Origin of the sequence: Streptomyces sp. NBC_00289 (assembly GCF_041435115.1) — a bacterium.
In the GTDB taxonomy this organism is placed as follows: Bacteria; Actinomycetota; Actinomycetes; order Streptomycetales; family Streptomycetaceae; genus Streptomyces.
Genome location: NZ_CP108046.1, coordinates 2,061,633 through 2,087,135 on the forward strand (window position 1 = coordinate 2,061,633; position 25,503 = coordinate 2,087,135).

General features: G+C 71.9%; 20 protein-coding genes and 1 pseudogene. 9 read left to right on the forward strand and 12 right to left on the reverse strand.

All coding sequences use genetic code 11. The features are described 5' to 3' along the window. Positions 1-46: 46 nt before the first annotated feature. The 4 genes from OG985_RS09805 to OG985_RS09820 all read right to left on the reverse strand — a co-directional run bounded on the left by OG985_RS09805 (position 47) and on the right by OG985_RS09820 (position 4,772). Positions 47-1,366, reverse strand: coding sequence for a wax ester/triacylglycerol synthase family O-acyltransferase (locus OG985_RS09805; protein WP_371667878.1), 1,320 nt, complete (start codon positions 1,364-1,366; stop codon positions 47-49). A gap of 158 nt (positions 1,367-1,524) precedes the next feature. Next, positions 1,525-2,745 carry a glucose-1-phosphate adenylyltransferase gene (gene glgC / locus OG985_RS09810; protein WP_371667879.1) on the reverse strand — a complete coding sequence of 407 codons (1,221 nt, stop codon included), beginning with the start codon at positions 2,743-2,745 and terminating at the stop codon, positions 1,525-1,527. Between the two features lie 82 nt (positions 2,746-2,827). Further along, on the reverse strand, positions 2,828-3,979 hold the full coding sequence (glgA, locus tag OG985_RS09815; RefSeq protein WP_371667880.1) for a glycogen synthase: 1,152 nt from the start codon (positions 3,977-3,979) through the stop codon (positions 2,828-2,830). A 37-nt stretch (positions 3,980-4,016) separates the two neighbouring features. Next, entirely contained in the window at positions 4,017-4,772 is a 756-nt protein-coding gene (locus OG985_RS09820; protein WP_371674318.1) for a (2Fe-2S)-binding protein, read from the reverse strand. 210 nt (positions 4,773-4,982) lie between these two features. Between OG985_RS09820 and OG985_RS09825 the strand changes: the two genes are divergently transcribed. Then, positions 4,983-6,194, forward strand: coding sequence for a DMT family transporter (locus OG985_RS09825; RefSeq protein ID WP_371667881.1), 1,212 nt, complete (start codon positions 4,983-4,985; stop codon positions 6,192-6,194). On the opposite strand, the gene OG985_RS09830 is transcribed toward OG985_RS09825, so the two are convergent. Further along, positions 6,184-7,395, reverse strand: a complete 1,212-nt coding sequence (locus OG985_RS09830) for a transglycosylase family protein (protein ID WP_371667882.1) — start codon at positions 7,393-7,395, stop codon at positions 6,184-6,186. The two genes, OG985_RS09825 and OG985_RS09830, sit on opposite strands and share 11 nt — an antisense overlap. A 294-nt stretch (positions 7,396-7,689) precedes the next feature. Here OG985_RS09830 and gndA point away from each other — a divergent pair, with 294 nt between their 5' ends. Then, a complete protein-coding gene (gene gndA / locus OG985_RS09835) occupies positions 7,690-9,129 on the forward strand; it encodes an NADP-dependent phosphogluconate dehydrogenase (RefSeq protein ID WP_371667883.1) in 1,440 nt (479 codons plus the stop codon). Positions 9,130-10,058: 929 nt separating this feature from the next. Here gndA and OG985_RS09840 read toward each other — a convergent pair. From OG985_RS09840 to OG985_RS09855, 4 genes and pseudogenes are all read right to left on the reverse strand, one after another. Beyond that, positions 10,059-10,403, reverse strand: a complete 345-nt coding sequence (locus OG985_RS09840; RefSeq protein ID WP_371667884.1) for a GNAT family N-acetyltransferase — start codon at positions 10,401-10,403, stop codon at positions 10,059-10,061. 49 nt (positions 10,404-10,452) lie between these two features. Further along, a complete protein-coding gene (gene panD, locus OG985_RS09845) occupies positions 10,453-10,872 on the reverse strand; it encodes an aspartate 1-decarboxylase (RefSeq protein ID WP_371667885.1) in 420 nt (139 codons plus the stop codon). A 190-nt stretch (positions 10,873-11,062) separates the two neighbouring features. After that, positions 11,063-11,230 (reverse strand): annotated as a pseudogene (locus OG985_RS09850) (short-chain fatty acyl-CoA regulator family protein); the annotation flags it as partial. A gap of 202 nt (positions 11,231-11,432) precedes the next feature. Then, positions 11,433-12,857: an NAD-dependent succinate-semialdehyde dehydrogenase gene (locus OG985_RS09855; RefSeq protein WP_371667886.1), complete on the reverse strand. Its 1,425-nt coding sequence runs from the start codon at positions 12,855-12,857 to the stop codon at positions 11,433-11,435. A 381-nt stretch (positions 12,858-13,238) separates the two neighbouring features. Between OG985_RS09855 and OG985_RS09860 the strand changes: the two genes are divergently transcribed. The 3 genes from OG985_RS09860 (at position 13,239) to OG985_RS09870 (ending at position 15,489) form a co-directional block, all read left to right on the forward strand. After that, complete coding sequence (locus OG985_RS09860) at positions 13,239-13,619, forward strand: DUF2267 domain-containing protein (protein WP_371667887.1); 381 nt, start codon at positions 13,239-13,241, stop codon at positions 13,617-13,619. Positions 13,620-14,018: 399 nt separating this feature from the next. Next, positions 14,019-14,864 carry an aldo/keto reductase gene (locus OG985_RS09865; protein ID WP_371667888.1) on the forward strand — a complete coding sequence of 282 codons (846 nt, stop codon included), beginning with the start codon at positions 14,019-14,021 and terminating at the stop codon, positions 14,862-14,864. A 13-nt stretch (positions 14,865-14,877) separates the two neighbouring features. Beyond that, positions 14,878-15,489, forward strand: a complete 612-nt coding sequence (locus OG985_RS09870; protein WP_371667889.1) for an NADPH-dependent FMN reductase — start codon at positions 14,878-14,880, stop codon at positions 15,487-15,489. 43 nt (positions 15,490-15,532) lie between these two features. On the opposite strand, the gene OG985_RS09875 is transcribed toward OG985_RS09870, so the two are convergent. Then, entirely contained in the window at positions 15,533-15,817 is a 285-nt protein-coding gene (locus OG985_RS09875; protein ID WP_371667890.1) for a hypothetical protein, read from the reverse strand. A 151-nt stretch (positions 15,818-15,968) separates the two neighbouring features. Then, entirely contained in the window at positions 15,969-17,939 is a 1,971-nt protein-coding gene (locus OG985_RS09880) for an ABC transporter ATP-binding protein (RefSeq protein ID WP_371667891.1), read from the reverse strand. Between the two features lie 216 nt (positions 17,940-18,155). Here OG985_RS09880 and OG985_RS09885 point away from each other — a divergent pair, with 216 nt between their 5' ends. The 3 genes from OG985_RS09885 (at position 18,156) to OG985_RS09895 (ending at position 21,324) form a co-directional block, all read left to right on the forward strand. Next, on the forward strand, positions 18,156-19,139 hold the full coding sequence (locus OG985_RS09885; RefSeq protein WP_371667892.1) for a YbhN family protein: 984 nt from the start codon (positions 18,156-18,158) through the stop codon (positions 19,137-19,139). An 86-nt stretch (positions 19,140-19,225) separates the two neighbouring features. Continuing rightward, positions 19,226-19,990, forward strand: coding sequence for a crotonase/enoyl-CoA hydratase family protein (locus OG985_RS09890; RefSeq protein WP_371667893.1), 765 nt, complete (start codon positions 19,226-19,228; stop codon positions 19,988-19,990). 233 nt (positions 19,991-20,223) lie between these two features. Then, positions 20,224-21,324, forward strand: a complete 1,101-nt coding sequence (locus OG985_RS09895) for a mechanosensitive ion channel family protein (RefSeq protein ID WP_371667894.1) — start codon at positions 20,224-20,226, stop codon at positions 21,322-21,324. A gap of 1 nt (position 21,325) precedes the next feature. Here OG985_RS09895 and OG985_RS09900 read toward each other — a convergent pair whose 3' ends face one another. Continuing rightward, a complete protein-coding gene (locus OG985_RS09900) occupies positions 21,326-22,879 on the reverse strand; it encodes a M1 family metallopeptidase (RefSeq protein ID WP_371667895.1) in 1,554 nt (517 codons plus the stop codon). Between the two features lie 262 nt (positions 22,880-23,141). Here OG985_RS09900 and OG985_RS09905 point away from each other — a divergent pair, with 262 nt between their 5' ends. Further along, complete coding sequence (locus tag OG985_RS09905) at positions 23,142-25,361, forward strand: NADP-dependent isocitrate dehydrogenase (RefSeq protein WP_371667896.1); 2,220 nt, start codon at positions 23,142-23,144, stop codon at positions 25,359-25,361. The last annotated feature ends 142 nt before the right edge of the window (positions 25,362-25,503 follow it).

The window sequence follows — 25,503 nt, forward strand, 5'->3', positions numbered from 1 at the left end:
GGGGAATTCTACGGAGCGCCGGGCTGTACCACCAAAACCGGGATGATCAAGAGTCGCAGGCGATGATCAGCGCCTGCACCTCCTCGGACAGGGCGCGGGCGAACCGGTCGAGATCCGGGACGGCCTCGGCGTCGGCGACGAGCCCGTAGTGGACGCTGCCGCGGTACGTCGAGATCGCGACCGCCAGGGACTGGCCGCGGGCCAGCGGGGCGAAGGGGTAGACCTCGGTGACCGGGTTGCCGCCGAGCTTCAGGCCGAGGCTGGGCAGTGGCACGCTGGTGACCAGGATGTCGAACCAGAGCCGGGCGGCCGAGCCGACCAGAGGACCGCCGAGCCGGTGGCCGAGGGCCGGCACGTGGTCGGCGAGCAGGGCGACGGCGCCCGCGCCCCGGTTGGGGCCGGCGTCCTTCTTGCGGTCCATGGCCCTGCGGACCGTGCTCAGCCGGCTGAGCGGGTCGGGGTCGTGGACGGGCAGCCGCATCAGGTAGCCGGAGAGCCGGTTGCCCTGCGGGTGCGCGGTGCGTGGGCGGCGCTTGGAGACGGGGATCAGGGCGCGTGGCGCCACGCCCTCGCTGCCGTCGCCGCGTTCGTCGAGCCAGCGGCGCAGCGCGCCCGCGACGACGGCGATCAGTACGTCGTTGACGGTGCCGCCGACGGTCTTGCGGACCCGGTGCACGTCGTCGAGGTCGATGACCACTCCGGCGGTGCGGCGGGTGCCGGTGGGCTCGGCGGTCAGCGCGGGCGAGGAGCGAACGGCCACGCCGGACAGGGCGACGGAGGCGCCGATGTCGAGGGCGCGGCCCACGTCGGACAGGGCGCCGCGGAGCAGTTCGGGCAGTTTGCGGACGTCGGGCAGGCGGCCGCGCGGCGGTTCCTGGGGCCGGGGGCGCGGGGCGGGCATGTCGATCGGGTCCATGACGGCGGCGGCGAGGGCGAGCGCCCGCAGCCCGTCGGCCAGCGCGTGGTGGAACTTGAAGAGGACGGCGAAGGACTCGCCGTCCTCTCCCGGCAGCACATGGGCCTCCCAGGGCGGCCGGCCGCGTTCCAGCGGGCGTTCCATGAGGCGGCCGGCGACGTCGTGGAAGTCGGCGGTGGGGGCGTGCAGCCGGACGTGGTTCAGGGGGTCGAAGCCGGCGTCGGGCTCACGCGTGGCGCTGCCGAAGGACAGCGGCTGCCAGACGTCACGGATCCGCATCCGCAGTCCGGGCACGGCGGCGGCCCGGGCGGCGAGCAGGTCGGCCGCGTGGGCGCCCGCGGTCGGCGAGTGCGCGGTGAAGACGCCGAGCGCGGCCAGGTGCATCGGGTGCCGGTCGGACTCGATGTTCCAGAACGCCAGGTCGAGAGGTGCGAGCAGGTCGGAAGTCAATGGCTTGCCTCGCGTCGACGACGGGTGGGCAAGCAGTCAATCGCCCTCAGGCGATTACGGTCAAGTACGATCAGGCTACGCACAGTTAACAGCAGATTAAGTGGATGCTTCCGTGCCCCGTCCGCCACAGGGGCATCAGGGGCGTCAGCTGCCCGTGATCAGGGCACCAGCTGGCCCTTTCCCAGCGCGATGACCCCGCCCCTGGACACCGTGTACAGCTCGGCGTCCCGGTCCGGATTCACCCCGATCGTCGCACCCGGAGGCACCTCGACGTTCTTGTCGAGGACGGCACCGCGCACCACCGCACCCCGCCCGATGTGCACGTTGTCGTGCAGCACCGAGCCCTGCACGACGGCTCCCGGGTCCACCAGGACGCCCGGGGAGAGCACCGAGCGGCTGACCTGCCCGCGGATCAGGCAGCCCGCGCTGATGATGGACTCGCTGGCGATGCCGCCGGCGTTGAAGCGGGCGGGCGAGAGCTGGCCGGAGTGGGTGTAGATGGGCCACTGGCGGTTGTAGAGGTTGAAGGCGGGACGCTCGGCGATCAGGTCCATGTGGGCGTCGTAGTACGCGTCGAGGGTGCCGACGTCACGCCAGTAGCCCTGGTCCCGCGTGGTCTCGCCCGGCACGTGGTTGGCGCTGAAGTCGTAGAGCTGGGCCTCGCCGCGGTCGGTCAGCTGGGGCAGGATCGAGCCGCCCATGTCGTGCACGGAGTTCGGGTCCTCGGCGTCCCGCTGAAGCGCCTCGATCAGTGCCTTGGTGGTGAAGATGTAGTTGCCCATCGAGGCGAAGACGCTCTCCGGGTCGTCCTCCAGGCCGGGCGGGTCGGCGGGCTTCTCCAGGAAGCGCTCCACCGTCTGGCCGTCCGAGCCGGGACTGATCACCCCGAAGGACGACGACTCGGTGCGGGGCACGCGGATCCCGGCCACCGTCACGCCCGCGCCGCTCTCGATGTGCTGGGCGACCATCTGCCGCGGGTCCATGCGGTAGACGTGGTCGGCACCGAAGACGGCGACGTACTCGGGCCGCTCGTCGTAGATCAGGTTCAGCGACTGCAGGATGGCGTCCGCGCTGCCCAGGTACCAGCGCGGGCCGAGCCGCTGCTGGGCGGGGACCGGGGTGATGTAGTTGCCGAGCAGACTGGACATCCGCCAGGTGGTGGTGATGTGCCGGTCCAGCGAGTGCGACTTGTACTGCGTGAGCACGCACAGCCGCAGGATGTCGGCGTTGACCAGGTTGGACAGGACGAAGTCGACGAGGCGGTAGGTGCCACCGAAAGTGACCGCGGGTTTGGCGCGGTCCGCCGTCAGTGGCATCAGGCGTTTGCCCTCTCCGCCCGCCAGCACGATTCCGAGCACCGACGGTCCACCACGACGCATGGCCGCTCCCCTCATCCTCGTTGCCCCATCAATGCCCCTGAGCAGGGGGGTCTACGCCTGTTCGAGGCTCGCCCCGTCGTTCTCACGCCGATTTGAGGATCTCCTCGTAGAGCCGGACCGTGCGCCGGGCGACCGCGTCCCAGCCGAACTCGCCCACCGCGCGCTCCCGGCCGGCCTCACCCATCCGGCGGGCCCCCTCCGGATCACCGATGACGGAGTCCAGCGCCCGCGCCAGCCCGGCCTCGAAGTCGTCGTCCACCGGGACGAGCAGACCCGTCCTGCCGTCGTCGACGACCTCGGGAATGCCGCCGACCCGGGAGGCCACGACCGGCGTGCCGCAGGCCATCGCCTCCAGGTTCACGATCCCCAGGGGTTCGTACACCGAGGGGCAGACGAACGCGGCGGCGTGCGTGAGCAGCTGGATCACCTCCGGGCGGGGCAGCATCTGCGGGATCCAGTGCACGCCCGCGCGATGACGGCTCAGCTCCTCGAAGAGGTCGCGGAACTCCTGGTCGATCTCGGGCGTGTCGGGCGCTCCCGCGCACAGCACCACCTGCGCCGCCGGGTCGATGTCCCGCACCGCGCGCAGCAGATGGGGCACGCCCTTCTGGCGGGTGATGCGGCCGACGAACAAAACGTACGGCCGGTCCGCGTCCAGGCCGATCCGGCGCAGCACGTCGGTGTCGTGATCGGGCTGGTAGAGGCCTGTGTCGATGCCGTTGTGCACGACGTGGACCTTGGCCGGATCGAGCACCGGGTAGCAGGCCAGGATGTCCTCGCGCATCGCACCCGACACGGCGACCACCGCGTCGGCGGTCTCGATCGCGGTGCGCTCGGCCCAGCCGGACAGGGCGTAGCCGCCGCCGAGCTGCTCGGCCTTCCAGGGGCGCAGGGGCTCCAGGGAGTGGGCCGTCATCACGTGCGGGATGCCGTAGAGGAGTTTGCCGAGGTGGCCGGCGAGGTTGGCGTACCAGGTGTGGGAGTGGACGAGTTCGCGGCCCTCCAGGGCGGCGGTCATCGCGAGGTCCACGGCGAAGGTGCGCAGCGCGTCGTTGGCGGTGTCGAGGGCCGGCCAGGGCCGGTGCCGCAGCACGCCGTCCGTGCGGCCCTCGCCCCAGCAGTGCACGTCCAGGTCGACGAGGGAGCGCAGTTCCCTGGCGAGGAACTCGACATGGACGCCCGCGCCGCCGTACACGTCCGGCGGGTACTCCCGGGTCAGCAGGCCCACTCGCACCCAAAACCCCCTGTCTCAGCGGCTGGTTCTTCCATGGTCACCCAGATGCGGCGTGCGGGGAAGAGCGCGGGGGCCGTCTGAAGCAACAGTCCCCGCAGACGCCTCCGCCGGGTACCCGGTAGTAGAGGCAGCAGCTGCGCCGCCGGAAGGCCGTCCCCGTGAGGGTGCCGGTGCCGGCCAGGAGCGGGTGGGCGAGGAGGCGCGCGGTCAGGGCGCGGGTGCGGGCGGCCGCGTCGCCACGGCCGTTCGCCCGCGCCCACCGGTCCAGCTGCCCGGCGGCGCCCGCCAGGGCGGAGGCGGCGTTGCCCCGCAGCAGCCCCGGCGCGACCCGGTACCGGGCCCGCAGCGCGGCGGCGAGCGGCTCGAGGTGGCCGTGCAGGACGACGTCGGCGACGGTCTCCGCGTCCCCGGGCAGAGTCGTCATCCGGGACAGCCACAGGTCGTCGGGGGCGCTGCCGTCGGGGTCCCAGTGCAGCAGCCGGGCGTCGAGGTCGGGGAGGTGGCCGTACAGGGCGCAGCAGCCGAGCGCGACCGACCACAGCCGGGCCGCCAGCCCCTGGTGCGCCACCGAGGCGGCGATGCGTGTCTCGGGCGCGCGCAGGACGTCCGCGACCTTCGACACCCGGAAATTCAGGAAATTTCCGTAAACATCCGACGACCCGTTCGCGTAGGCCTGCGCAAGCGTCGGCAGCGGTGAACGCGGCTCCGCTGTCGTGCGTAGTAGGAAGAAGCCACCGAGCGGCCGCAGCGCCGCGAGTGAGGGGTCGAGGTCCACGAGGTGCAGTAGTACCAGGGCGAGTGAGGGTTCCCTCTAGGGGGCCTCCACCCTGTGTCACCCACCTTGGGGAGGACGACGCCCCCGTCCTACTCCATCGGCAGTAGGACCCATTGCCTGCTCAGGTACGACGACGGGAAGACTTTTAAGCGGCATCGTGTTGCTTATGAAAGCCGACCGTTCGCCGCGCCGGGCCCAGCGCCCCCGCCTCACGCAGAGGAGCAGCTCATGAGTGCCCTCGCGTTGTCCGTGCTGCTGTCGCTCGTGTCCGCGGTCGCCTACGCCGGCGGAGCGATCGTGCAGGAGCAGGTCGCGGTGTCCTCCCCGGGCGAGCAGTACGCACCGTTGCGCCGCCCCGTCTGGTGGGCCGCGGTCGCGCTGAACGGCCTGGGCGGACTGCTGCACGTCGTGGCGCTCGCCTACGGTCCGCTGAGCCTGGTCCAGCCGCTCGGCGCGCTGACCATCGTGTTCGCACTGCCCATGGCGGCCCTGTTCGTGGGCCGCAGGGCGGGATCGACCGCGTGGCGGGGCGCGATCATGGCGACGGTCGGTCTCGCCGGTCTGCTGTCCCTGGTCGGTACGTCCGACGCGCAGTCGCTGGGCACCACGCAGCGGATCGTCGCGGGCCTCGTCACCGCCTGCGCGGTGCTCGCCCTGATGATCGCGGGCCGGGCGGCGCACCGGCACCCGGCGATGCGCAGCGTGCTGCTCGCCACCGCGGCCGGCATAGCGTTCGGCATGTCCTCGGTGTTCACCAAGACCGTCGCGGTCGACTGGACCGGCGGGGTAACGGCGGCCGACGTGCCGTCCCTGGCCGTGATCGGTGTGCTGGCCACGGCCGGCATGCTGCTGTCGCAGGCCTCCTACCGGGGCGCCGGGCTCGCGGCGCCGCTGGCCACGCTGACGGTCGTGAACCCGGTGGTGGCGGCCGCCGTCGGCATCACGATGTTCGGCGAAACCTTCCGCTACGGCACCACGGGCACCGCTCTGGCCCTCAGCTGCGGTGTGGTGGCGGGCGGCGGCCTGATCCTGCTGACCACGGAGCGGCTGGCCCGTACCCCGCACGAGGCCTCCCCGGTCCCGAGGCCGGCCCGGACGGCTGGGGCGGCCGAGCCGCTCGCCGCTCCGGCGCTCGCCGCGGCCGAGTCCGCCGGGGTCCCGGTGGCCTCGCCGGCCGGCGGGGTCCCGGTGGCCGGCGGGCGGGCGGTCCCGGCGCAGTCGCAGGCCCCGCTCCCGGCGGCGGCCCGGGAGGCGGAACTCGTCAAGGAGATCCTCCTCCAGGCCCCGACCGCGGCCGCTGCCGCGGTCGGGAGGACGGCGTACGGGGACGTGGACTCCACCGACTCCGACGAGTTGCCGATCCTCTCCTACGGGCCGCTCTACGGCACCTTCGTACCCATGCCCGTCATCGACCGGCACCGCATGCGTGTCAAATCCTGACGCCGCCGGCCCGGAGATAGGCGACCGGGTCGATGTCCGAGCCGAAGCCGGGCCCCGTCCGCACCTCGAAGTGCAGATGCGGGCCCGAGCTGTTGCCCGTGGTCCCCGAGCGTCCCAGCCGCTGGCCGCCGCCCACCGACTGACCGGACTTCACCGAGATCGCCGACAGGTGGGCGTACTGGGTGTAGCGGCCGTCGGCATGCCGGATCACCACCTCGTAGCCGAAGGAACCGGCCCAGCCCGCGCTGACCACCCGGCCCCCGGCGACCGCCTTCACGGAGGTGCCGGTCGCGACGGGGAAGTCGACGCCGGTGTGGTAGCCCTTCGACCAGGAGGAACCGGTCGCGTGGTACGGCGTCCCCGTGGCGGCGCCGACCGGGGCGACCAGGGTGTGGCCGGTCGTGGCCGGCCGGGTGCTGTCGGAGGACTGCTTCTTCTCGGCCTTCCTGGCCGCGGAGTCCTGCTTCGAGTCCCGCTTCGCCGACGACTTCGGCTCCGACCGCTCGGCGGCGGCCTCGGTCGACGCACCCGCCGCGGCCTTCGCCCGCAGGCTCAGCCGCTGGCCCGGCAGGATCAGGTCGGGGTCCGCGCCGATGCGCTCGCGATTGGCCGCGTACAGGCGTTGCCAGCCGCCCCGGACGTGCTCCTCCCCGGCGATGCCGGAGAGGGTGTCGCCGCGGACCACCGTGTACATCTCGGCAGTCCCCGCCCGGGACTGGGGCGTGCTCTGCGGCCGTACGTCCTCCACCGAGGTCTTGGCGGCCTTCTTGACGGTGGCGGGTCTCTCGGCCCGGCCGGCGGGGTGGACGTCGGGGGTGTCACCGCCCCGGGTCAGCCCCGCCCGTGCCGAGCACACCGGCCAGGCGCCGGGTCCCTGCCCGTCGAGCACCTTCTCCGCCACCGCGATCTGCTGGTCCCTGGTGGCCAGATCCGCCCGCGACGCGTACCGCGTGCCGCCGTAGGCCTCCCACGTCGACCTGGTGAACTGCAGTCCGCCGTAGTAACCGTTGCCGGTGTTGATGCTCCAGTTGTTGCTCGACTCGCACGCGGCGACCTTGTTCCAGGTGTCCACGTCGGCCGCGTGGGCGGCTCCGGCACCGATGAGCGGGATCGCCATTCCGGCGCCGCCCGCCGTGACGGTGAGTGAGGCGCGGTTGATCCTGTTCGGCTGATACCGGCGGTGCCGGCCGCGTACGGCCATGGAGAGCCCCCTCGACATGCGTCAGGAGGGCCAAAAGTAAGCGCCCGGAACAGGCCATGACAAGGCGGCAATCAGCCGCCCCGCGTTTCAACTGACCGGGAATCAACCCCGGTTGCCGAACGGCTGAAACAGGTGGGTCTTCCGCGCGTATCTGCGTAGACAGGCGTACGCAATCTCGAACACCCCGGACGTGCGGTCGGCGTACCGGCAAGTCAGGATGGTCGCAACGGCAACAGCGACCATACTGACAGCCCGACCGGCACCACGATCCAGGATCCTTAGGAGCCAAACCGTATGAGCACTTCAGCCCAGATCGGCGTCACGGGACTCGCGGTCATGGGCCGCAACCTCGCCCGCAACTTCGCGCGCAACGGCTACGCGGTCGCTCTGCACAACCGGACGGCGGCGCGTACACACGCTCTGGTCGAGGAGTTCGGGCACGAGGGCGACTTCGTCGCGGCCGAGACCGCCAAGGAGTTCGTGGCGGCGCTGGAGCGGCCCCGCCGCCTGGTGATCATGGTGAAGGCCGGCGAGCCGACCGACGCGGTGATCCAGGAGTTCGCCCCGCTCCTCGAGCCCGGCGACATGATCATCGACGGCGGCAACGCGCACTTCGCGGACACCCGTCGCCGCGAGCGCGAACTGCGCGAGCAGGGCATCCACTTCGTCGGCATGGGCGTCTCCGGCGGCGAGGAGGGCGCGCTGCACGGCCCGAGCATCATGCCGGGCGGCCCGCGGGAGTCGTACGACTCGCTCGGCCCCATGCTGGAGAAGATCTCCGCGAAGGCGAAGGACGGATCGCCCTGCGTCACGCACGTGGGTCCGGACGGCGCCGGGCACTTCGTGAAGATGGTCCACAACGGCATCGAGTACGCCGACATGCAGCTGATCGGCGAGGCGTACCAACTGCTGCGCGACGTGGCCGGTTACTCGCCCGCGCAGATCGCCGACATCTTCCGCACCTGGAACACCGGCCGGCTGGACTCGTACCTGATCGAGATCACGGCCGAGGTGCTGTCGCACGTCGACGCCGGGACCGGCAAGCCCTTCGTGGACGTGGTCGTGGACCAGGCGGAGCAGAAGGGCACGGGCCGCTGGACCGTCCAGATCGCCCTGGACCTCGGCGTGCCGGTGTCGGGCATCGCGGAGGCGGTGTTCGCCCGCTCGCTGTCCGGACACGCGTCGCTGCGCGAGGCCTCGCGCGACCTGGCCGGTCCCAAGGCGACGCCGCTGAGCGAGTCGGAGGCCGGCGCCTTCGCCGACCGCGTGGAGCAGGCGCTGTACGCCTCGAAGATCGTGTCGTACACCCAGGGCTTCCACGAGATCGCCGCGGGCAGCGAGGAGTACGACTGGGACATCGACCTGGGCGCCGTCTCCGCGCTCTGGCGCGGCGGCTGCATCATCCGCGCGGCCTTCCTGGACCGCATCCGCGCCGCCTACGACGCCCGCCCCGACCTGCCGAGCCTGCTGTCGGACGACACGTTCGCCCAGGAGATCGGCGCGGCGCAGGACGACTGGCGCGAGGTCCTCGTCGCGGCCACCCGCCAGGGCGTCGCCACCCCCGGCTTCGCCGCCGCCCTCGCCTACTACGACGCCCTGCGCGCCGAGCGTCTGCCCGCCGCGCTCACCCAGGGGCAGCGGGACTTCTTCGGTGCGCACACCTACCGGCGCACGGACCGCGACGGCTCGTTCCACACGCTGTGGGGCGGTGACCGCTCGGAGGTGTCCTCGTAGGGCTCTCCTGCGGAGTTCTGAGCGAGTGACGAAGCGGTGGGCGGCCGGGACGGCCGCCCACCGCTTCGTCGTGCCGGGGGCTCTGTGAGGTGTGCCCGGCTCAGGACAGCGGAGGCCCCGGCTCGGGGTCCGGAACCGGCTCCGGGCCCGGCGGGATCGGGGACGGGGAGGGCTCGGGGCCCGGAGTCGGCCCCGGAGCGGGCGGCGACGGGGCGGGCGGTTCCGGGCTCGGGTCCGGGTTCGGCCCCGGGGCCGGCGGTGACGGGGCCGGGGCGGGGTCGGGGTACGGCTGCGGGCGCTCGGGGTCCGGTGTCGGCACCGGTCCCGGCCCGGGGCCCGGTGTCGGGCCGGGGTGCACGGGGTCGGGGTACGGGTTCGTCATGGCGTCCTCCAGCCAGTCGGTCCACACACGGCTCTGGACTACTCCCCCGCCTACCCGACGACGGCCCCGGCACTCACTCCCGAGCATGACGTCAGAGGCCCAAGTGGGCTCACGGGCAGGGGCGGCGGCGGGGTGTGGCGTGACGTGGCGTGGCGGCGCGGTTGTACGGGCGGTCCGGCCGGGGGTGCGGCGGCGCGGTCGTACGGGCAGGCCCGGCCGGTGGGGCTTGGCGGCGCGGTTCGTACGGGCAGGCCCGGGCGGGTCCGGCCGGCGGGGTGTGGCGGCGCGGTTCGTACGGGCAGGCCCGGCCGGTGGGGCTTGGCGGCGCGGTTCGTACGGGCAGACCCGGGCGGGTCGGTGGGGTGCGGTGGCCCGGTTTCGCAGGCGGGCGGGGCCCGGTCGGTGGGATGGGTGGCGTGACTGGCCGCTGCCGCTGGGTGCGGCGGGGGTGGCCTCAGCGGCGGAACCCACTCACGGGTTGCCGCAGCGTGGCCTCACCGGCGAGCCCGCCCGTGGGTTGGGGTGGCGCTGACGGTGAGGCGCCGGGTCAGAACCGGTCGGGATGGGCCGCCAGCCAAGCCTTCGCGGCCCGCCGCAGCTCCGGGTCGGCCGCCGGAGCCTCCTCCGGGTGGCGCTCGGCCCACTTCACGACGTACGGGCACAGCGGGGCGACGACGATTCCCTCGCGCTTCGCGATGCCGTACAACTCGCGCGCCAGCGAGCCCGCGATGCCCTTCCCCTCGTGGGCCGGCTCGACGATCGTGTGGACGGGCACGAGCGCGCGCTCGGGCGCTTCGAGGACGAAGTACTCGATGTGGCCGACCACTTCACCATCGGCGATCGCCTCCAGGCGGCCCGCCGCCCGGTCGTCGCGGATCTCGATGTCGCTCATGGGCACGCTCCTGGTCCGAAAGTCGTCCGCGGGTCCGTGGATCCGGGGCTCAGGCCGGTACGGCCTGCGGGCTGCGCTCCTGGTCCGAACCCGGCACCGGCTCGGACGGGTCGGCCCCGAGAGCCACGATGCGGTTGTCACGGTCCACGTGCACGATCCGGGGTTCGAGTGCCCGTGCCTCGGAGTCGGTCACCTGAGCGTAACTGATGATGATCACCAGATCACCGGGGTGCACGAGATGGGCGGCGGCACCGTTGATGCCCACGACACCCGAGCCGCGCTCACCCTCGATGACGTACGTCTCCAGACGGGCCCCGTTGGTGATGTCGACGATGTGGACGAGCTCGCCCGGCAGCAGGTCGGCGGCGTCGAGCAGGTCGGCGTCGATGGTGACGGACCCGACGTAGTGCAGGTCGGCCTGGGTGACCGTGGCACGGTGGATCTTGGACTTGAACATGGTGCGCAGCATGAAGAGGCTCCCGGTTCGTCTGCTCCCTGCCTGCTACTGCAGGTCAAGGGCGGTGTTCGGAGATTACATCGTTTGGCGTGTTCGGTCAGCTGTCGCCAGGTGTTCGAGGACTCACACTGACCCGTTGCCGACTTTTCTGATGCCGCGCGATAAGACGAGAGCCGGCCAGGTCAGGTCATGTGCTCTGTCAGTCGGCGTGGACGAGGCGGTGGGCGTGGCGGATCTCCCAGCCGAGGCCGATGGTGCAGGTCTTGCCGGGTTCGCCCCAGCCGCTGCGGTACGGGGTGACGGCACGCCCGGTCCACAAGTAGCGCTGTCCCTCGGGCATTTCGGCGATCCGTACGTGGATGCGGCCGGGGTCAGTGGTCACAGGCGGTCGGTGTGGTCGTTGTGCCGGACCGCGGCGGTTGTCGCGAGGACTCGTCACATGATGCGGGTGCCCGACACGGCCGGGCGTGCGCCCTCGGTGCTTTCGAGATCGAGCTGTCCCTCCCTCGGCAAGGAGGCGCTTCAGCCTTTGCCGGTCGGCATCCGGCGAGCGCGGTCGACCGGCTCGGAGGTCAGCCCAGCACCTCTTCGATCGGGGCGTCGGCGTCCACGTAGCGCACGAGCTTGCGGTTCGCGAATTCCACGATGCCCACGTCGCCGAGTTCGCGCCCGTAGCCGGAGCGCTTGATGCCGCCGAAGGGCAACTCCGGTCGGGACGCGGTCGGGTGGTTGATCCACACCATGCCCGCCTCCAGCCGGTCCGCGACCCCGCGAGCACGTTCCGGGTCGGCGGCGAAGACCGCGCCTCCCAGGCCGTAGGGGGAGGTGTTGGCCAATGCCACGGCCTCGTCCTCGTCGGCGACCCGGTAGACCGTGGCGACGGGGCCGAAGAGCTCTTCCTGGTAGGCCCGCATGTCCGGTGTGACGTCGGCGAGGACGGTCGGCTCGACGAAGGCGCCCGGCAGGTCGGGCCGCCCGCCGCCCAGCACCACCGTGGCTCCCTTGTCCACCGCGTCACGGACCTGCTCCATCAGGAGTTCGGCCGCGGCCTCGGAGGACAACGGGCCGAGCGTGGTGGCGGGGTCGGCCGGATCTCCCGGTTGCACCTCGCTCATCCGGTCACGCAGCCCGGTGAGGAAGGCGTCGTAGACGTCGGCAAGGACGATGAAACGCTTGGCCGCCACGCAGCACTGCCCGGTGTTGCCCATCCGGCCGAGGAACGCGGCGTACACGGTGCGCTCGAGGTGATGACCGTCCAGCACGACGAAGGGATCACTGCCGCCCAGCTCGAGGACGGACTTCTTGACGTTGCGGCCGGCGATCTCGCCCAGGCTCACACCCGCCCGCTCGCTGCCGGTAAGTGACGCTCCCTGCACACGGGAGTCATCGATGATCTTCCGGACATCCTTGCCCCGCACGAAGAGATTGGTATAGACCCCGGCCGGCGCACCCGCATCCGTGAACAGCTGCTCGAGTGCCAGTGCCGACTGGGGGCAACTGCTCGCGTGCTTGAGCAGGATCGTGTTGCCGAGGACGAGGTTCGGACCCGCGAACCGGACCACCTGGTACAGCGGGAAATTCCAGGGCATCACACCGAGAAGGACGCCGAGCGGCTCGTTCGCCAGCACGGCCGTGCCGTCGGGCACCGGCAGGGGTCGCTCTTCCAGCAGCTCGGGGCCGTGCTCTCCGTAGTAGGCGAGGATGTCGGCCGCGAGGTCGACCTCCGCACGGCTCGAGTCGATCAGCTTGCCGACCTCCAGGGTCAGCAACCCCGCCAGTTCCTCCTTGCGCTCCCGCATGAGCCGGCCGGCGCGTCGCACGAGGGCCCCACGGTCGGCCGTCGACCGGGCACGCCAGTCCGGAAAGCTGCGGTGCGCCGCTTCGATCGCGCGCCCCACGTCCTCCGCGCTCAACGCCGGGAACTCCCGAACCCTTTCACCGGTGTACGGATTGACCGTGGCGATAGGGCTTCCCTGGGCAGTGACATTGGCGTCCATGGCGCCTCCCTGGGGTCGGGGCACCTCGGGTTTCCACGCCCGGCCCCGCTCACACCTGCTGATGTCTTTGCCGTGGTTCCGCAGACGCCACACCGGCGGTGGGACCGATCGGCGTCACCGAAGGCGGCAACCTCGTCCGGTCCCTCATCGCCATCGTGGCGGGCACCGTGATCGGCACCTTCTTCATGGCCTTCTGCTTACGCCGGATTCAACGTCCCCAACAGCGTCCTGGCCGGCGAGGCCCCGCACACCACGGTGCACGGAGGCGTCAAGCTGTGGGTGGTCGTGGTCACCGCCGTCCGTGCGCGGGCCGGGTCGGCGTGGCAGGCTGGCAGGGGGCCGCACCGTTCGTCGCAACACAGCAGCGAAGGAGGAGGCCGCATGGATGAGCAGGAATTCGTCCGGACCGTCGCCGAGCGCACCGGACTGAGCAAGCAGGAGGCGGCGGACCTGACCTGGGCCACGCTCGAGACGCTGGCCCACAGGCTGAGCCGGGGGGAGGCCAGGGACCTGATCACCGAACTCCCCAAGGGCCTCGCGGAGGCGGTGCGCCGGGGAACCACGGACCGCATCGAGCGCTTCGGCCACCACGACAGCGTACGGCGCGTGGCCGAACGCACCATGCTCAAGGAGGAGGAAGTCGACCGGGGTGTGCGGACCGTACTGGCCGTGCTCCGGGAGGCGATCAGCGAGAAGGAGTTCAACGACCTGATGTCGCAGCTCGGAACGGACTTCTCCCAGGCCCTCGAATCCGCCGGGTGACCCCGGAGCCCGCCGCCGCCCCCGTCCCGCGACAGCGGCCCGGACCCTGCGTGTGCGCGCCGGGGACGGACGGCACGGTGGGTGACACCCGCGGACCACTGGTCCCTCGCTGCCGCTGAACAGGCCTGCCCTCCGTCCTGTCGGGCATCGCCCTGCGGCACTTCGCCCGTGCCGACCGCGATGATCGGCTTCGCGGCGGTCCTCTCCCGCGGCGTCGTTGTGTCCGGAGCCGTCGCGTTGCGCGACCGCGCACCCGGTCCCGGCGCGCTCTCGGCGCGGTCCGCTCGCCCCTCCCGACCTCCCTTGCGGCGCATGCGACACCGGTTGCCTGGAAGGCGCGGACCTGGGCACTCGGTGCGGGTGCGCGTGACACGGATCCGCGGCGGACGGAGGCCCGAGATGTCTGCGGAATCGGCCAGAACGATCACACTCCCCTCCGGTGAGGAGATCGCGGCGCTCGGGCAGGGCACCTGGTACCTGGGCGAGGACCCGGCCCGGCGTGAACAGGAGATCGCCGCGCTGCGGCTGGGCGTGGACCTGGGCATGACCGTCGTCGACACGGCGGAGATGTACGGCGACGGCGCAGCCGAGGAGCTCGTCGGGGAGGCCCTCCGGGGACGCCGGGAGGAGGTCTTCCTCGTCAGCAAGGTGCTGCCCGGCCACGCCGACCGGAAAGGCACTGTCGCCGCCTGCGAGGGCAGTCTGCGGCGGCTCCGGGCGGAACGGCTGGACCTCTACCTGCTGCACTGGCGGGGACGGTGGCCACTCGAGGAGACCTTTGCGGGATTCACCGACCTGATGGAGGCGGAGAAGATCCGTTACTGGGGCGTGAGCAATCTGGACGTCGCCGACATGGCCGAGCTGACCGCCCTCCCCGGCGGCGACGCCGTGGCCGTCGACCAGGTGCTGTACAACCTCTCCCGGCGCGGCATCGAGTGGGATCTGCTCCCCTGGTGCCGCGAGGCCGGGGTGGCGGTCATGGCCTACTCCCCGATCGAGCAGGGGCGGCTCCTGAAGGTCGAGGCTCTGAGTGCCGTGGCCAGGTCCCTCGGAGTCACGCCGACCCAGGTGGCCCTCGCCTGGGTCCTGGAACAGGGGGTGGCCGCGATCCCGCGTTCCGGATCACCCGACCACGTTCGGGAGAACCGCGGCGCAGTGGACCTCCACCTTCCCGCCGAGGCGCTCGACGCCCTCGACGAGGCGTTCCCGCCGCCCAGCGGGCCCACGCCCCTGGAGATGCTCTGAAGGAGTTGACGGGATGGCGCACCCCCCGCTCGTCGTCGGAATGGGGGGTTCGCTGCGCACCCCGTCGACCAGCCTCACCGCGCTGTGTGCGGCGGTCGAGGGGGCGGCCGGGGCGGGCGCAGACACCCAGGTGCTCGACCTCAAGCGGCTGGACCTTCCGTTCTACACCTCCGCGCACGGGATCCCTCCGTCCGCCCGCCGGCTTGCGGACACCGTTCAGGCCGCCGACGCCCTGCTGTGGAGCAGCCCGACGTACCACGGGTCGGTCAGCGGCGCGTTCAAGAACGCGGTGGACTGGCTCGCCCTCCTGGCCGACCACGACCCGCCCTACCTGAGCAACAAACCCGTGGGGATGCTGACGACGGCCGGTGGAGTGCAGGGCCTGCAGGCGATCAACGCGATGGAGTTCATCGTCCGGTCGCTGCGCGGCTGGGCCGTGCCGCTGGTGTTCGCGGTCGCGCGGTCCTCCCGGGTCTTCGATGGCGACGGACGCCTCACCGACCAGGCGGTCGCGGACCAATTGCGCGGCCTCGGCGCAGAGGTGACCAGAGCGGCCCTGCAGTTCCGGGCGGAGGGCACGTGCGACTACGCGCAGGAGCGGCCGTCCTGGCCCGCCCTGGACTGAGCCCGGCCCTGCCACACAGCGGCGACCGGGGTTTCGTCCTTCCTCAGGGCCCGGTCCGCCCCACGGACCGGTGCTCCCCGCGTGCCCGGAGCGCCCGGGGCGGGAAGTGCGGCAGCACGTGCTCCGCCAGTTCGTCGATCACTTCGGCGGACCGACCGTACGTCCTGCCTGCCGCAGCTACTGACTCGGATACGACGATCAAGGCTCTGACCTGCGCCGCCCCGCGCGACGGCCTCTGCAGCCCCACCGCTCCGGCCGCGACGATCTCCTCCGGCCGTACGGCCACCTCGCCGTCCCGGCCCGGGGCCGGCGGGCTGTCGGCCTCCACCGCGGACCGTGCACCCCGTCTTCACCGCGGCGACGCCGACGCCGACGGCAGGTGGCTGCCCTGCCGACGTCGGCCCGCCCCAGGGACGGTCGCCCTCCACGGCAGCCGGCCGGGGCCGCGGCATCCGCCCGGGGGACGGCCGCCCTCCACGTCAGCCGGCCGGGGCCGCGGCGTCCGCGACGGCGCCCGGCAGCACGCCCGGCGCCACGCTCGGCAGGACCGCCTCCACCCCCGTCCGCGTCACGTCCGTCACCTCGCCCCGCCGCTGATCGAACTGGGTGCGGTACAGCTCGGCGTACCGGCCGTCCGCCGCGAGCAGGTCGTCGTGGGTGCCGCGTTCCACGATCCGGCCGGCCTCCACCACCAGGATCAGGTCGGCCGTCCGCACCGTGGACAGCCGGTGGGCGATCACGACCGCCGTCCTGCCCTCCAGCGCCTCGGCGAGCGCCTCCTGGACGGCGGCCTCCGAGGTGTTGTCCAGGTGGGCGGTGGCCTCGTCGAGGATGACGACGCGCTGGCGGGCCAGCAGCAGCCGGGCGATGGTCATGCGCTGGCGCTCGCCGCCGGACAGCCGGTAGCCGCGTTCGCCGACCACCGTGTCGAGGCCGTCGGGCAGGGACCGTACGAGATCGTCGAGGCGGGAGCGGCGCAGGGCGTCCCACAGCTCGTCCTCGGTGGCCGCGGGGCGGGCCAGCAGGAGGTTGGCGCGGACCGAGTCGTGGAAGAGGTGCCCGTCCTGGGTGACCATGCCGAGGGTGCCGCGCAGCGAGTCCGCGGTCAGCTCACGGACGTCGACGCCGCCCACGCGGACCGCACCTTCGTCGACGTCGTACAGGCGCGGCAGGAGTTGCGCGATCGTCGACTTGCCCGCGCCGGAGGAGCCGACCAGGGCGACGGTCCGGCCCGGTTCGGCGCGGAAGGAGACGCCGTGCAGGACCTCGGTGCCGCCCCGGGTGTCGAGGGAGGCCACCTCCTCGAGGGAGGCCAGAGAGACCTTGTCGGCGGACGGGTAGGCGAAGCGGACGTTGTCGAACTCGACGGCGACCGGTCCGTCGGGGACCGCGCGGGCGTCCGGCCGCTCCTCGATCAGCGGCTTGAGGTCGAGTACCTCGAAGACCCGCTCGAAGCTGACGAGGGCGCTCATCACCTCGACCCGGGCTCCGGCCAGCGCGGTGAGCGGCGCGTACATGCGGGTCAGCAGCAGCGCCAGGGAGACGACGGCGCCCGGCTCCAGGGTGCCGCGCAGGGCGAACCAGCCGCCGAGGCCGTAGACGAGGGCGAGGGCGAGGGCCGAGACGAGGGTCAGGGAGGTGATGAAGGCGGACTGGGCCGTCGCTGTGCGGACGCCGATGTCCCGGACCCTGCGGGCGCGGGCGGCGAACTCCTCGGACTCCTCCTCGGGCCGGCCGAAGAGTTTGATCAGGGTGGCGCCGGGCGCCGAGAAGCGCTCGGTCATCCGGGTGCCCATGGACGCGTTGAGTGTGGCCGCCTCGCGCTGCATACGGGCCATTCGGCTGCCCATGCGCCGGGCCGGCACCACGAACACCGGGAGGAGGGCCAGCGCGAGCAGGGTGATCTGCCAGGACAGGGTGAGCATCACGGCGAGCGTGAGCACCAGCGTGACCAGGTTGCTGACCACTCCGGACAGGGTGTTGCTGAAGGCGCGCTGGGCGCCGATGACGTCGTTGTTGAGTCGGGAGACGAGCGCTCCCGTACGAGTGCGTGTGAAGAACGCGACCGGCATGCGCTGGACATGATCGAACACGGCTGTGCGCAGATCGACGATGAGGCCCTCCCCGAGGGTCGCCGACAGCCGGCGGCCGAGGATGCCGAGCGCCGCCTCCGCGACCGCGATCAGCGCGATGAGCAGGGCCAGGCGTACGACGGTGTCCTCGTCTCCGCCGGACACGATCGCGTCCACGACTCGTCCGGCCAGCACGGGGGTGGCGACGGCGAGCAGCGCGGTCACGACCCCGAGCAGGACGAACTGGGCGATGCGGACGCGGTGCGGACGGGCGAACGCGCCGATGCGGCGCAGCGTGGCGCGGGCGAAGGGGCGGCGCTCCTGCTCGGCGTTCATGACACTGTGCAGCTGTGTCCAGGCTGTGGTCTCCATGCTCATGGAAGAGAACCTAGGACCTCAAGCATCGTTGAGGTCAATGGTTCGACGACACCCGCCCCGCCGACCCGCTCTGTGCGCCTCCCGATCCGCTCCGTGCCCCTCCGCCCGCCCGCCCCGCCCTGCGTCCCCCGCGCGAAGGACCCGATGACCGTACGTAATGCTCTGTCTCCGTTTCCGCAACCCGCTGTTGGCGCGGTGCCGGAACCCTCTCCCGGTGTGACTGCGGTTCAGCTGCCCGAGCTTCCGGATCTGCCGGGGAAACGGTTCCCACGGCGCGTCCCGGTCCGCCAGATCCTGTGTCTGGTACCGCTTCTGCTCGTCACCGTCGTCGCGGTGCGGCACCGGTCGGTCCTCGCCGAGGGCTTCGGTCAGCTGCGGACGGCCGAGTGGCCGTGGCTGCTGGTCGCGGTCGGTGCGACCTGTCTGACCTGGGTCGCCGCCGCCTTCACCCGGCAGGGTGCCGTCGTCGAGCGGCTGCCCAGACGGCGGCTGCTGGCCACGCAGTTCGCGGCGGGCGCCGCCAACCACCTGCTGCCCACGGGGCTCGGCGCGAGCGCGGTCAACCTGCGGTTCATGACCGTGTGCGGGGTCCCGCTGGCCCGCTCCTCCGCCGCCCTCGCCCTGTACCTGCTGGCGGAGGCGGTCGGCCGGCTCGGCCTGCTGGCCGCGCTGCTCGTCGCGTTCCCCGACGCGCTGCGCCTCGGCACCCTCCTGCCCCACGGCGCGGTCGGCCCGCTGTTCGCCGCCGTCGGCGCGGTGCTCGTCGTGGCGGCGGGGGTGCTCGTCTTCGTACGACGGCTGCGCACCGCCGTGTGCTCCTTCCTGCGCACGGCACTGGGCGAGGCACGCTCGGTGCACGCCCGCCCGGCCCGCGCGCTCGCCCTGTGGGGTGGCTCGCTCGCCTTCCCCGCACTCCAGGCGACCGGTCTGGCCGCGGTGGGGCTGGCGTTGGGGCTTCCGGTGCCGCCCGTGCACATGGCCCTCGCGTACCTCGCGGCGACGGTCGCCGTCGCGCTGGTGCCCACTCCGGGCGGTATCGGCTCGGTCGAGGCGGCGCTGATCATCGCGCTGGTCGCCGCGGGCGGTCCGGCGGCCGTCGCCACCGCGGTGGTCCTGGCCTACCGGATCATCACGGTCTGGCTGCCGCTGCTGCCGGGCGCGCTGACGCTCGGCGCCCTGCTGCGCCTGAAGGTCATCTGAGCGTCGGCAGGAGCGCGCCACGAGTCCGGTACGCGGTGACCGGGGAGTAACGTGCGGTCCGTTTCCGTCGCGAGGAGGGTTCCTTCATGCCGGTGCGCAGCGAGCGTCAGGGTCACGTCACCACGGTCGTCCTCTCCCGCCCCGCCGCCAGGAACGCGGTGGACGGCCCGACGGCAGCCGAACTGACCGCCTCCTTCCGGGAGTTCGAGGCCGACGAAAACGCCCGGGTGGCGGTGCTGTGGGGTGCGGGCGGCACCTTCTGCGCGGGCGCGGATCTCAAGGCGATCGGCACCGAGCGCGGCAACCGGATCACCGAGGACGGCGACGGCCCGATGGGGCCGACCCGGCTGCGGCTGTCGAAGCCCGTGATCGCCGCCGTCGCCGGGCACGCCGTGGCCGGGGGCCTGGAGCTGGCACTCTGGTGCGACCTGCGGGTGGCGGAGGAGGACGCCGTCTTCGGGGTGTTCTGCCGCCGCTGGGGCGTCCCGCTCATCGACGGCGGCACGGTACGGCTGCCCCGGCTGATCGGCACGAGCCGCGCGCTGGACATGATCCTCACCGGACGTCCGGTGCCGGCCCGTGAGGCCCACGAGATGGGGCTCGCCAACCGCGTCGTCGCCACCGGCACCGCCCGCGCCGCGGCCGAGGAACTGGCCGCCGGCATCGCCCGCTTCCCCCAGGCCTGTCTGCGCGGCGACCGGGCCTCCGTCCTCGATCAGGAGGGACTGGCGGAGGAGACGGCGATGCGGGGCGAACTCCGGTACGGGCTGGGAGTGTTGGCCGAGGGCATGGCGGGGGCTGCACGGTTCGCCTCGGGCGCGGGGCGGCACGGGGCGTTCGGGGACGACTGAGCCGCGGGACGCGGCTGGTTCACGGCACGGTGACCGAAACCCGCCGCGGACCATCGGGCCTGGTAGGAACACCCGTACCGGATACGGCAGGATGAGCGGTCGCGCCGGGCCGCGGCCGTGCGGGCCGGCGCCACACGCACATCCCGTGAACGAGCAGGTGGCAACGTGACGAGTCCTCACATCCGGCCGTCGGCGAAGGTTTTCGCCGCTTTTCTTCTCCCCGGAGGTGCCCGGTGAAGCGCGCGCTCACAGTCGACGACCTGGTCATCGCCGGGATCGCGCTGGCGGCCGGCCTGCTCGCGGCGTTCCTGCTGCGCATGCTGCTGCGCTGGCTGGGCAAGCACGCCGACCGTACGCGCTGGAGCGGTGACGACGTCATCGTGGACGCGCTGCGGACCGTGGTCCCGTGGGCCGCGTTCGTGGCCGGCGCGGCCTCCGCCGGGGCGGCGCTGCCGCTGACGAGGACGGTGCAGAACCACGTCAACCAGGCTCTCACCGTGGTGCTGATCTTCGTGGTGACGCTGACGTCGGCCCGGGTGATCGCCGGCCTGGTGCGCTCGGTCACCCAGTCCCGCTCCGGCGTCGCGGGATCGGCCACGATCTTCGTCAACATCACCCGGGTCCTGGTGCTGGCCATCGGTTTCCTGGTGGTGCTGCAGACGCTGGGCGTGTCCATAGCCCCGATGCTCACCGCCCTCGGTGTGGGCGGTCTGGCGGTCGCCCTCGCCCTGCAGGACACCCTTGCGAACCTCTTCGCGGGCATCCACATCCTGGCCTCCAAGACCGTCCAGCCCGGTGACTACATCCGGCTGAGCAGCGGGGAGGAGGGGTACGTCGAGGACATCAACTGGCGGCAGACGACCGTCCGGGCGCTGTCCAACAACCTGATCGTCATCCCCAACGGGGAGCTCGCCAAGACCAACATGACCAACTTCATGCGGCCCGAGCAGCAGTTGACGATCCTGGTCCAGGTGGGTGTGGCCTACGACAGTGACCTGGAGCACGTGGAGCGGGTGACGAGCGAGGTCGTCGCCGAGGTGATGACGGAGATCACCGGCGCCCTCCCGGAGCACGAGCCGGCCGTCCGTTTCCACACCTTCGGCGACTCCCGCATCGGCTTCACGGTGATCCTGGGCGTCGGCGAGTTCAGCGACCAGTACCGGATCAAGCACGAGTTCATCAAGCGCCTGCACCGGCGCTACCGCGACGAGGGCATCCGCATCCCGGCGCCCACCCGGACGGTGGCCCTCCAGCAGGGCTCGGTCGTCATCCCGCAGCAGCGGAGCGTCGGGAACGAGCTGGGCGAAGCGGCCTCCGCCCAGCTCGACCACTGACTCAGAGCGTCGCCGACGCGTCGTGGTAGTGCCCGCCCGTCCGCTTGTGCGGGGTGGCCAGGGACGAGGTCACCGGTGTGACCGTCCAGTCCGGGTGCCCGGGCATCCGCGGCGTCGTCGTGCCGTAGAGCCACTCCCGCAGGAAGCCCGACTGGTCCTGGCCGGAGACCTGGGAGGCGACGGCGATGTAGTCCTCGGTCGTCGCCGACCCGCCCCGGTGGCGCTCCAGGAAGGCGCGCTCGATGGCGTTGAAAACGTCCTCGCCGACCGCCTGCCGCAGGGCGTACAGGACCAGGACCCCGCCCAGGTAGCGCTGGCTGTCGAAGAGGTTCACCGCGTTCGGCGCGGCGACCGGCCCCGAGTCGTGGCGCCACTGGTCGCCGCGGGCGTACGTGTTCTTCATCCGGGCTTCCATCGTGGTGAGGCCGATGGAGTCGGCCCAGCCGCGCTCGTAGCGGTACAGCAGCCCGTAGAAGTCGGCGTGGCCCTCGTTCAGCCACAGGTCCGCCCAGGTGTCGGGGCAGACGCTGTTGCCGAAGTAGGAGTGGACCAGCTCGTGCATCATGTGCGAGCCGATCTTCGACTCCTCCTGGAGCAGGTAGTTCGGCTTGTACAGCGTGAGGGTCTGGGTCTCCAGACCGGTGAAGTCGAAGGCGTTCGGGTCGTCGGAGTTGCAGGGCAGCAGTCCGTACGTCTCGAACGGGTAGGCGCCCAGTCGCGCCTCCAGCCACTCCACCAGTCCGGGGGTCAGGGCCAGCGCCGGTTCCAGCGCCTGGGCCCGCGCGGCCGGTACGACGTCCCGCAGCGGCAGGCCGTGCGGGCCCTGCCGGTCCTTGATCACGTAGTCGCCGACCGTGATCTGCACCAGCTCGGTGGCGATGGGTGAGCGGGAGCGGTACGTGTAGGCCGTCCGGCCGCCGTCGAGGTTCTCGGTGCACACGAGCAGGCCGCTCGCGACGCCGCGCAGTCCGGCCGGGACGGTGATGCGGAAGGTGAAGTCCGCCTTGTCGCGCGGGTGGTCGTTGCACGGGAAGACGGTGTGCGCCGAGTTCGGCTGGCCGGCCACCGCGAAGCCGTCGGGGGTGGGGACCCAGGCCGTGTGCGCGAGCGTGCGGCGCGGGTCGGCCGAGTACTCCACCCGCACGGTGACCCGGGCGCCGTCCGGCAGGGCCCTGTCCGGGGTGATCCGCAGTTTCTCGTCGACCTGCTCGAAGGCGGCGGTGCGGCCGCCGACGCGCACGGAGTGTATGTCCAGGCCGAGGGCGTCGAGGGAGAAGCGGGTGAGGGCCTGGCTGGTGCGCAGGTTCAGGGTCGTGGTGGCCTCGACGAGGCCGGTCGTCGCGTCGTAGGCGAGGTCGAGGTGGTAGGCCGAGACGCGGTATCCGTCGTTGCCCAGGGCGGGGAAGACGGGGTCGCCGAGGGTCTCGGGGCCCGGCGTCCCCTTGCCTCCGGGCGTCTTCCCCGCTGCCGCGTAGGCGGTGTGTCCCCCGGACAGGGCCATGGCGGTGCCGATCAGGGCGGTCGCCGGTGCCGTCACTCTGGTGCGATATCTCATGGTCAGCTTTCACTCGGGCGGCCGGATGGTCGGGTCCGGCCGTCTTCGGGATGGGCGATCTACCTACTTGACTGCGGGATCGGGCGGATCGGTTGCCCCGTGGAGCGGGCGATCCGCCTACTTGACCGCAGGATCGCGCGGATCGGTTGCCCGGCCGGGCACACGGCGTGTCCGGAAGTGGACGCAGACCGCTGTCGAACCGGGCTCGGTCACGAGATATCTTGATGTCGAGCAATGTTGCAGACGTGGAGCGGAGCACCCGGTGACTGACTCGACCATCATTTACACGCACACTGACGAGGCCCCGGCCCTGGCGACGTATTCCTTCCTGCCGGTGGTCGAGGCGTACGCCTCTCAGGCGGGTGTCGCCGTGGAGACCCGCGACATCTCGCTGGCCGGGCGCATCATCGCCGTGTTCCCGGAGTACCTGACCGAGGACCAGCGGATCCCCGACGCACTGGCGGAGCTGGGCGAACTGGCCAAGACGCCCGAGGCCAACATCATCAAGCTGCCGAACGTCTCGGCGTCGATCCCGCAGCTGAAGGCCGCGGTCGCCGAGCTGCAGGGCCAGGGCTACGCACTGCCGGACTACCCGGACGACCCCAAGAGCGACGAGGAGCGCGAGATCCGCGCCCGCTACGACAAGATCAAGGGTTCCGCCGTGAACCCGGTCCTGCGTGAGGGCAACTCGGACCGCCGCGCCCCCGCCTCGGTCAAGAACTACGCCAAGAACCACCCGCACCGCATGGGCGCCTGGACCTCCGAGTCCCGGACGAACGTGGCGACCATGGGCCAGAACGACTTCCGCTCCACCGAGAAGTCCGCGGTCATCGCCGAGGCCGGTGCCCTGCGCATCGAGCTCGTGGGCGACGACGGCACCACCACGGTCCTCCGCGAGTCCGTACCGGTCCTCGCCGACGAGGTCGTCGACGCGTCCGTGCTGCGCGTGGCCGCGCTGCGCGAGTTCCTGACCGCGCAGGTCGCCCGGGCCAAGTCCGAGGGCGTGCTGTTCTCCGTGCACCTCAAGGCCACGATGATGAAGGTCTCCGACCCGATCATCTTCGGTCACGTGCTGCGCGCCTTCTTCCCCAAGACGTTCGCGAAGTACGGCGAGACGCTCGCCGCGGCCGGCCTGACCCCCAACGACGGTCTGGGCGGCATCTACAAGGGCCTCGAAGGCCTGTCCGAGGGCGCCGAGATCAAGGCCTCCTTCGACGCGGAGCTCGCCGAGGGCCCGGAGCTCGCGATGGTCGACTCCGACAAGGGCATCACCAACCTGCACGTGCCGTCCGACGTCATCGTCGACGCCTCGATGCCGGCCATGATCCGCACCTCCGGCCACATGTGGGGCGCCGACGGCCAGGAGGCCGACACCCTCGCCGTCCTCCCGGACTCCAGCTACTCGGGCGTCTACCAGGCCGTGATCGACGACTGCCGCGCCAACGGCGCCTACGACCCGTCGACGATGGGCTCGGTTCCCAACGTCGGTCTCATGGCGCAGAAGGCCGAGGAGTACGGCAGCCACGACAAGACCTTCGAGATCCCGACCACCGGCACGGTCCGCCTCGTCGACCAGGCCGGCAACGTCGTGATCGAGCAGACCGTCTCGGCCGGTGACATCTTCCGCGCCTGCCAGACCAAGGACGCCCCGATCCGGGACTGGGTCAAGCTGGCCGTCACCCGCGCCCGCGCCACCGGCAACCCGGCGGTGTTCTGGCTGGACGAGACCCGCGCCCACGACGCCAACCTGATCGCCAAGGTCAAGACGTACCTGACGGAGCACGACACCGAGGGCCTGGACATCCGGATCCTGAACCCGGTCGAGGCCACGAAGCTGTCGGTGGAGCGGATCCGCCGCGGCGAGGACACCATCTCGGTCACCGGCAACGTGCTGCGCGACTACCTCACCGACCTGTTCCCGATCCTGGAGCTGGGCACCAGCGCCAAGATGCTGTCGGTCGTCCCGCTGATGGCGGGCGGCGGCCTGTTCGAGACGGGCGCCGGCGGCTCCGCCCCGAAGCACGTCCAGCAGCTGGTCCGGGAGAACTACCTGCGCTGGGACTCGCTCGGCGAGTTCTTCGCGCTGGTCCCGTCCCTGGAGCAGTACGCGACGTTCACCGGCAACACCCGCGCCAAGGTCCTCGCCGACACCCTCGACCGCGCCACGGCGACCTTCCTCAACGAGGACAAGTCCCCGACCCGTCGCGTCGGCGGCATCGACAACCGCGGCAGCCACTTCTTCCTGTCCCTGTACTGGGCGCAGGAGCTGGCGAAGCAGACCGACGACGCGGACCTGGCGAAGGCCTTCGCCGCGCTCGCCGAGACCCTCGCGGCGAACGAGCAGAAGATCGTCGACGAGCTGAACGCCGTCCAGGGCAAGCCGGCCGACATCGGCGGCTACTACCGGCCCGACCCGGCCAAGGCCGCCGCGGTGATGCGCCCGTCGGCCACCTGGAACGAGACGCTGGCGTCCCTGAGCTGACGTCCGCGGCCCGACGGCCTGTCGGGCCCGACGGCCCTCCGAGCTCCGCCCCTGCGGGCAGCCCGCCCGCGGGGGCGGAGCCACGTCCGGCCCTCTCGTCCGGGCAGAGCGAAGAGCACCGCCCGGGTTCCGCGAAGAGCAC

Bases quoted from the DNA above. Each gene is read 5' to 3' on its own strand.
- OG985_RS09825 (WP_371667881.1), top strand. From the start codon at position 4,983: ATGAGTGCCCTCGCGTTGTCCGTGCTGCTGTCGCTCGTGTCCGCGGTC.
- glgC (WP_371667879.1), bottom strand. From the start codon at position 2,745: ATGCGTCGTGGTGGACCGTCGGTGCTCGGAATCGTGCTGGCGGGCGGA.
- OG985_RS09840 (WP_371667884.1), bottom strand. From the start codon at position 10,403: ATGAGCGACATCGAGATCCGCGACGACCGGGCGGCGGGCCGCCTGGAG.
- OG985_RS09900 (WP_371667895.1), bottom strand. From the start codon at position 22,879: ATGAGATATCGCACCAGAGTGACGGCACCGGCGACCGCCCTGATCGGC.
- OG985_RS09855 (WP_371667886.1), bottom strand. From the start codon at position 12,857: ATGGACGCCAATGTCACTGCCCAGGGAAGCCCTATCGCCACGGTCAAT.
- OG985_RS09890 (WP_371667893.1), top strand. From the start codon at position 19,226: ATGCCGGTGCGCAGCGAGCGTCAGGGTCACGTCACCACGGTCGTCCTC.
- OG985_RS09880 (WP_371667891.1), bottom strand. From the start codon at position 17,939: ATGAGCATGGAGACCACAGCCTGGACACAGCTGCACAGTGTCATGAAC.
- panD (WP_371667885.1), bottom strand. From the start codon at position 10,872: ATGCTGCGCACCATGTTCAAGTCCAAGATCCACCGTGCCACGGTCACC.
- OG985_RS09865 (WP_371667888.1), top strand. From the start codon at position 14,019: ATGTCTGCGGAATCGGCCAGAACGATCACACTCCCCTCCGGTGAGGAG.
- OG985_RS09830 (WP_371667882.1), bottom strand. From the start codon at position 7,395: ATGGCCGTACGCGGCCGGCACCGCCGGTATCAGCCGAACAGGATCAAC.
- OG985_RS09860 (WP_371667887.1), top strand. From the start codon at position 13,239: ATGGATGAGCAGGAATTCGTCCGGACCGTCGCCGAGCGCACCGGACTG.
- OG985_RS09870 (WP_371667889.1), top strand. From the start codon at position 14,878: ATGGCGCACCCCCCGCTCGTCGTCGGAATGGGGGGTTCGCTGCGCACC.
- gndA (WP_371667883.1), top strand. From the start codon at position 7,690: ATGAGCACTTCAGCCCAGATCGGCGTCACGGGACTCGCGGTCATGGGC.